The sequence below is a fragment of the Pseudoalteromonas sp. SR45-5 genome (assembly GCF_014163565.1).
GTDB lineage: Bacteria > Pseudomonadota > Gammaproteobacteria > Enterobacterales > Alteromonadaceae > Pseudoalteromonas > Pseudoalteromonas distincta.
On record NZ_JACJDN010000130.1, the window covers coordinates 1 to 7748 of the forward strand.

The window sequence follows — 7748 nt, forward strand, 5'->3', positions numbered from 1 at the left end:
CATGAACCGAGCTTCTAAGCTTGCCATATAACCCGTCGGTCGGGGTTAAACCAATCTCTTTTTGAAGCTTAACAACAGTTTCAAAATCATTATTATAGCTATTTATTAGTTGCTCAAAGCGCTGGACCTGCTCCTGTGCGATACTTTGGTTAGCCATTAACTGTTGTAACTTTTTTACTTTATCACTTAACTGCTCAAAATCCGTTTCAAATGCAGTTAACGCGTCTTCTTGTTTATAAAACAAAAAGTTTTTTTCATGTTTACGCAATGCTAATGCATGTACGTTGAGCTCTTCTGCTAATTGAATAGTCTTGTTTAAGCTCAAGGTTGTACGTGATTCAAAAATAATCACGCATAAAAGGACCACCATTGCTAAACCAACAACGACTGCGTTTAGTTGTAAACGTCGTTTAATTGTTAAGTTTTGTAAAAAATTCATCGCTAACGCCTTTTTTAAATATGCATTTGTATTATAGCTAATAGATCAACAGCGACTAATTAATTTAACTTTTTATTATTGGTAATTCTAAACAGTTTAAATGTGATGGCTATAAGGCGACACTATCCCACAAACCTTTATGTAACGATTGTGTGTTATTCCATTGTTGTTTAACCAACCAATCAATTAAAGGCGCGGGATCGCTGGGGTAATTTATTTGCTTGTTTTGCGGCGCGCTATTCCAATCATCAAGGGCTTGTGGGTTTAAATAGTTCATAACATGCGCCATGCCCATGGCAAATAAAGTTTGTGCATTTGCTGCTTGCTCAAACTGACCATCTAAAGGCTTTAATAGTAACTTTTTACCTAACTTAAGCGCTTCACTGGCAAGCTCAAATCCCGCATTACCAATAACGCCACTTGTGTTTGCTAAGTCGTTTAAAAAGCCAGAACGTGAAGGGGCTCGTAAATGTATATGTCCAAAAGACTGATTGCTGGCATTTGGGTGATAGCAATAAAATTCTTTTTCGGGAAAGTCTTTTAAATAATCAACAACGCTATCTAAGTTTTCGAAAGGTAAATATACCAATACCTTGTTCATTACTGCTACAGGGTTGTCGTGATTATGATGAGCAATAAAAGGCGGTATTATATTATTTGCAAATGGTTGCCAGTGCACGCCTAAGTAGGTAGTCGCTGGTGCATAATGCTTGATAAGTGATTTTCTCAGTACGCCACGACCAAACATAGGTACGTTATCTGACAAAAATGCTGCTTGGTGACTAATGCCAATAACGGGTATACCTGCCCGTTTTGCAGCCCATGCTGTCACAGGCTCAAAGTCGTTAAGTACAAAATCGTACTGTTTTATCTCAAGCGATTTTATATCACTCACCAACTTACAAATTCGCATATTTTTAAGTGTTTTTAAATTTTTAACTTGCCCATTTTCAGTGCTAAACGACAAACCACGATACGCTTTATAATCTGAGAATTCGTGCATATCAAAGTAATCTTTATTTGCGCGCCCTGAAAACACATAATCAACATCAATACCGAGCTTATTAAAGCAGCTTGCCATAACCCGAGCGCGCGTTATATGACCATTACCGGTACCTTGTACTCCATACAATATTTTCATGCAGGCACCACGAGTGCTAACGCAAATAAACCACAAAAACTACCAATCGTTGCGCCTATTATAATATCAGCAGGAAAGTGCACACCCAATACCACACGAGACATAGCAACGCCGGTAGCCCAACTAAATAGTAGTAATGCATATTCTGGGAAAAAATGGCTTAATATAATTGCCACTAAAAAGGCTGCAGCACTGTGACCCGATGGTAAACTAAATTTATCGCTTGGTACTATATAGGCATTTGTTACTAAGCAGTCGCATGGACGGATCCGAGCAAATCTATTTTTAGCTAGTAGGTAAATAGGTCTTTCTATAGCAAAACCAATTAATATAGTGGCAGGCAATAATTGGTGCTGTTCATTATTACTAAGCCACCACACTGCTAAGCATATTAATATATAAAGCCCACCATCACCGCTTTTAGACAAACCAAAGGCCATTGTTTTAAACCACCTCGGTGAATTGCAATTAAACAAAGTTAAAAATAATTGCTCATCTATCTGAGTTACCTTTTTAAGCATATTATTATTCATCACCATCCCTCATCGCATAACATATGAACACCGATTTAGCTTATGTGTTGTAAATAACAATTGAGTGACGCTTTTAATACACTATTATTGCGATTAATGATTTAGCGCTTGTTTTGCCTAAATTTACTGCGATTAAGTCGTTGTTATTGCTTATAAGGAGGGTATACTGAGATATAAATTAATGTACCTTTTGAGGATAAAATAATGGATTACAGCACTTCTGATTTATGCGACCACTTTGCTGACGTGGTTGACGTGCTAGAGCCTATGTTCATCAACTTTGGTGGTCGACACAGCTTTGGTGGCCGCATTAAAACGGTTAAATGTTTTGAAAATAATGAACTCATCCGCGAATTACTTTCTCAAGATGGTACAGACCTAGTACTTCTTATTGATGGTGGCGGCTCAACTCGTCGCGCACTAATCGACATTGAACTGGCTGAGCTAGCACTTGAAAACAATTGGAATGGTATTGTTGTTTACGGCGCAGTACGCCACGTTGATGAGCTTGAAGAGCTTGATTTAGGCATTCAAGCAATTGCTTCAATCCCTGTTGCAGCCGACAGCGAAGGTGCTGGTGAAGATGCTATAGGCGTTAACTTTGCTGGGGTATCATTTTTTGATGACGACTTTATTTATGCTGATAGCACAGGCATTGTTTTATCTGCAGAAGAATTAGAGTTGGAAGTTGTAGAAGTATAACGTGACTTCCCATTTAAAAGTATATGATGAAAGCGCGGTTAGAACACTTTGCTCTACCCGCGCAAATGAGAAAAAAGCATGGCAATCAATGGCCTTGCTCGACACCCAAGTAAACCTGCAACAAGCACTTGTTGACGCTGCTCAATTTGGTATCCGCTATGTACTTCTGGGTATTTGCGAAGATATCGGCCCAAAAGCAAACTTAGGAAATGGCGGTGCAAACGAAGCATGGCCGGCTTTTTTAAAACGCTTTTTAAACCAACCTCACAATCAATTTATTGCCACTCAAAAAGTGCTTTTATTGGGTGAAGTTAATACTGATGATTTAATGGCGCAAAGCAACCAGCTTAATAATCAGCAAGGCCAGCAGTTAACTCAATTACGAGATTTATGCCAACAGCTTGATGAACGCGTAGAGTCGGTATTGAGCCTTATTTTTAAAGCGGGGCTTGAGCCAATCGTTATTGGCGGAGGTCATAACAATTGCTTGGGAATTATCCGTGCCCTGAGTAAGTCAAAAAATACACCTATTAATGCTATCAACTTTGACCCTCATGCCGACTTTAGAGAATGTGAAGGTCGCCATAGCGGCAATGGCTTTCGCTACGCTTATAACGAGCAACATCTAAGTAATTACCACGTTATTGGCTTACATGAGATAAAAAACAATCAAGCAATTATAGATGCAATGAGTGAAGCTAACTTTACGTTTGATAGCTATCAATCAATACAAGTTAAGCGAAAAACTACACTCACGCAGGCAATTGAAAACGCATTAAGTAATTTTAACGATTTACCACTGGGTATTGAAGTTGATTTAGATAGTATTACTTACATGCCGGTGAGTGCGTACACATGTTGCGGATTTAGTGTGAATGACACTGAGCACTTTGTGCATTTAGCAGCAAACCATCGCCACTCTAAGTACTTACATTTATGTGAAGCAGCGCCTAGCCAGCACCCTAACGGAGTTGAGGCCGGTGCTACCCATGTAGGGCAAGTGATCAGTGCACTTGTGAATAGCTACCTACAAGCCAAAGAAAACACTTAGCCCTGTTGAACTAATCGCCACTCTTTTAGCCAGCTCATTAAACCGATACTACTTAGCGGGTGGCCAAAGTAATAACCTTGGGCAGCATAACCTTTTAAGCTTTTTACAAACTTAAGTTGCTCAAGTGTTTCTACCCCTTCAAAAATCACTTTTGTTTTTTGTTGGTTATGCATTTCAACCATTCCGCTAACTAAACTGCGTATATTGTTTTGATTACTAAAGTCAGCAGTAAGTGAAGGTGAAACCTTAATATACTCTACCGCTAAACTTGGTAACTTAGAAAGCAGTACCGGGTTATCACCAAGTCCATCAACACATACTTTTAAGCCTATGTTATTAAGCCTTGCGATCATGCCTCTGCCTTTATCATCTAGTCCCGCAAAAATATGTAAAGGGCATTCAACAATTAAATCGCCAGCTTCCAAGTGATGCTCACTTAAAACAACATCAACAAATTCAATAAACTCTTCGTTAAGCATTTCAGGACCAAATACGTTAATGCTAAGCGGTATAGAAATACCTTCTATTCTAAGCGCCATTGCAAGCTCAGCAGCTCTCTCTATTACAAATTTAGCGAGTGGATAACCAAGCCCTGCAATTCTAATGTCGTCGATAAACCTGTTAGCGGATAAAATCCCTTGCTTAGGGTGCTGCCAACGCAGTAGTAATTCTAAAAACTCAATTTGACCGTTTTCGTTACAAATAATAGGCTGAAAATAAAGCTCTAACTCGCTCGAAAAATCAATATTTGCTAATTCCTTTAGTCGCGCTTGTTGCTCTCGCAATTCAATCATCATTTGTTGATGATAAGGCACAACCTTGCGATCTGGGTGGCTATCGAGTGCCAGATATGCGTACGATATTAAATTATCAAAGTTGTTATCTTGCTCATTACAATCAACATAACTCGCTCTCGCTTTTACTTCTACAGTGCAGTTAGCAACATTAAATGGCTTAAGCGTTGCACCCAGTATTTGGTCAATAACTAATTCATGTAAGTGTTTTTGATTCGCGAAACTACAAATAAATGCAAAGTTAAGACCCCCTAAGTGGGCTAGCTTTTCTTGTCCAGTTAAAGTCACTATTTCGTCACTTGAAAGTAGCTCTTTTATTCGATTAGCCGATTGCGCTAACAGTATATCGCCAAAGTCGCGTCCAATATGCTGGTTAACTTGCTCAAAGCCTTCAAGGCGAATAACGATTAACGCTGCGCTTATTTGTTTGTTGTCGCACCATGTATAGTAACCTTGGCGTAACTGTTTTCTATCTGCAAAAACTGAAAGCGGAGACTCTTCAATAAATGCATCACCTTCAGGTTCTGGCTCTATAACGACTTCTATTTCAGCACTTTCATCATTTAAAAAGCCAACAATAGCTAATAATAATATTGCTAACACAACCCAAAATAGCGGAACTTCCAATAATAAATGAGCTGAAAATAGAACAACAAATAAAAGACCAGCCATTGAGCTGGTAATTATCATGCTCCAATTATTTCGCTCAAATGCTTGCCATAAGTGAAAACAAAACCCAAAGGCTAGTAAAATAGCAAGCCAAGCCGCACCGCTGCTTAAAATAGCTAAACCAACAGCAGCTGTGCATAAATAACTAAATTTAATACTGGTATTTTTAACAGCAAATAAAGTGGCGATCATCGCCATTAATAGTGCACCACTAAAAAATATTGGGAAATTACTGTCGGTTAGTATGTTCAAATTAACGGCATCCGTATTCGCTAAAAAAGTTTAAACCAAGTTATATGTGGGTAAAAATAATACAAACTAATTAATTCTACCCAAAATCCATAAATTTAACAGTTTATTTACGCCAAATTGGTAACTTAATTGTGATGGATGACTTATTTGCCAATGCGCAATATCAGCTCTTGCGCCAACCTTTAAAATACCACGGTCGTCTAACCCTAGTGCTTTAGCTGCATTTCGAGTAACACCAGCTAATGCTTGCTCAGGTGTTAATCTAAACAATGTGCATGCCATGTTCATCATCAAGTGCACTGAGCACAGCGGTGAAGTACCTGGATTAAAGTCACTCGCAATAGCTATCGGTACTTTATATTGATTAAGTAATTCAATAGGTGGGAATTTAGTTTCTCTTAAAAAATAAAATGCGCCTGGCAATAACACCGCTACCGTCCCAACGTCTGCCATGGCTTTTACACCCTCTTCATCTAGATGCTCAATATGATCAGCCGAAAGGCCATTAAACTGCGCCACCAGCTTAGCACCCTGTTGATTAGATAACTGCTCAGCATGGCATTTTACTGGGAGGTTATGCTTTTTAGCCGCCTGGAAAACACGTTTGGTTTGCGAATAACTAAACCCAACATTTTCACAAAATACATCGACTGCATCAGCAAGATTATTAGCTACTACCTGATCAAGCATCTCAGTACACACTAAATCAATATATTCATCAGCACGGCCTTTGTATTCAGGCGGTAGAGCATGCGCCCCTAAAAAAGTAGTTTTAATATCAATAGGGTGATGTTCACCTAATAAACGAGCGACTTCTAATATTTTTATCTCGTTTTCAGTATCTAGCCCATAACCAGACTTTATTTCAACGGTGGTTACACCTTCTTTTAACAACGTATTTAAGCGATCTTTTGCATCTACAAACAATTGTTCACGGTCGGCTGCTCTTGTGGCTTTAACCGTACTTGCTATGCCACCGCCTTGTGCTGCGATTTGCTCATAGCTTACGCCTTGCAAACGCTGTTCAAACTCTTGCGATCTTGAACCTGCAAATACTAAGTGAGTATGGCAGTCTATTAGGCCCGGCGTTAACCATTGTCCTTTTACACTCAATGTCGGCGTTGCAAACACATCAAAACTAGGCAATGTTGATTGCTCTCCAATCCACGCAATTTTACCATTTTTAATGGCTATAGCAGCATTTTCAATTGCGCCATAAGGGGCATTTATATTGCTATCCATAGTGGCAATATTGGCATCAGTTAAAAGTAAGTCGATTTCTTCTAACTCATAATTTTGTGTTGTGCTTTGCATTTTTTAGCCCTTTTTACGCCCAGAGTGATGAAAATATAGTCTAACAACCCATCTTGTATATACAAGATAATTGTGTCATCTTATTTATATAGTTTATTTTTAATGTAACCATAAATTTAATGACGACACCTAAATTTGCGCAAATAAAACAATTCATTGTTGATAAAATACGCAGCGGTACGTGGCAAGAAAACCAACGTGTTCCCTCTGAAAACGAACTAAGTAGTCAATTTAGTGTAAGCAGGATGACAGCCCGCAGAGCACTAAGCGAATTAACCGAGGCAGGTATTTTAACCCGCAGCCAAGGGTTAGGTACATTTGTAGCTACATTTAAATCGCAGTCATCGTTACTTGAAATAAAAAATATTGCTGATGAAGTAAAAGAGCGTAACGGCAACTACACCTGTAGCGTACTCATACTCGAATCAATAAATGCAGTCGCACCTATTGCCATTGCACTTGGTGTTGAGGTTGACAGTGTTGTATATCGAAGTGTACTTGTGCATAACGAAAACGACAGCCCTTTGCAGCTAGAAGAGCGTTTTGTAAACCCTGCCCTTGCGACTGGCTACTTACAACAAGACTTTAGCATGCTTACACCTCATGAATATCTATCTAGTGTTGCCCCACTTACCCAAGCAAGGCATACAGTAGAGGCCATTATACCAAACAGCGAAATGTGCCAATGGTTAAATTTATATAATGAAGAGCCATGCTTACAAGTAATCCGACGCACCTGGTCTGTTAAAGGCATTGTAAGCTTTGCGCGCCTTGTATCACCTGGCAGTAAATATCGCTTAGGTGGCCACTTAACATTTAAAAAATAACAAACAATAGCGCTTACTGCGCTTTT

At 39.0% G+C, this 7748-nt stretch carries 7 protein-coding genes and 1 pseudogene; 3 read left to right on the forward strand and 5 right to left on the reverse strand.

Annotated elements, in window-relative coordinates:
* The 3 genes and pseudogenes from H5072_RS07050 to H5072_RS07060 all read right to left on the reverse strand — a co-directional run.
* Positions 1–439 (reverse strand): annotated as a pseudogene (locus tag H5072_RS07050) (methyl-accepting chemotaxis protein); the annotation flags it as partial.
* A gap of 109 nt (positions 440–548) precedes the next feature.
* Entirely contained in the window at positions 549–1580 is a 1032-nt protein-coding gene (locus H5072_RS07055; RefSeq protein WP_002958362.1) for an MJ1255/VC2487 family glycosyltransferase, read from the reverse strand.
* The gene (locus H5072_RS07060) at positions 1577–2116 is read right to left on the reverse strand and encodes a phosphatase PAP2 family protein (RefSeq protein ID WP_182693114.1); all 540 of its coding nucleotides are present in this window, start codon (positions 2114–2116) and stop codon (positions 1577–1579) included. The genes H5072_RS07055 and H5072_RS07060 overlap by 4 nt, the downstream gene beginning before the upstream one ends.
* A 201-nt stretch (positions 2117–2317) precedes the next feature.
* Here H5072_RS07060 and rraA point away from each other — a divergent pair, with 201 nt between their 5' ends.
* A complete protein-coding gene (rraA, locus tag H5072_RS07065; RefSeq protein WP_002959955.1) occupies positions 2318–2815 on the forward strand; it encodes a ribonuclease E activity regulator RraA in 498 nt (165 codons plus the stop codon).
* A gap of 1 nt (position 2816) precedes the next feature.
* Positions 2817–3866 (forward strand): formimidoylglutamase, encoded by a 1050-nt coding sequence (locus H5072_RS07070; RefSeq protein WP_182693111.1) that lies wholly within the window; start codon positions 2817–2819, stop codon positions 3864–3866.
* Here H5072_RS07070 and H5072_RS07075 read toward each other — a convergent pair.
* Complete coding sequence (locus H5072_RS07075) at positions 3863–5527, reverse strand: EAL domain-containing protein (RefSeq protein WP_182693115.1); 1665 nt, start codon at positions 5525–5527, stop codon at positions 3863–3865. The two genes, H5072_RS07070 and H5072_RS07075, sit on opposite strands and share 4 nt — an antisense overlap.
* A 120-nt stretch (positions 5528–5647) precedes the next feature.
* The gene (hutI, locus tag H5072_RS07080; protein ID WP_182693112.1) at positions 5648–6895 is read right to left on the reverse strand and encodes an imidazolonepropionase; all 1248 of its coding nucleotides are present in this window, start codon (positions 6893–6895) and stop codon (positions 5648–5650) included.
* Between the two features lie 119 nt (positions 6896–7014).
* Here hutI and hutC point away from each other — a divergent pair, with 119 nt between their 5' ends.
* Positions 7015–7722 carry a histidine utilization repressor gene (gene hutC / locus H5072_RS07085; RefSeq protein WP_182693113.1) on the forward strand — a complete coding sequence of 236 codons (708 nt, stop codon included), beginning with the start codon at positions 7015–7017 and terminating at the stop codon, positions 7720–7722.
* Positions 7723–7748: the final 26 nt, after the last annotated feature.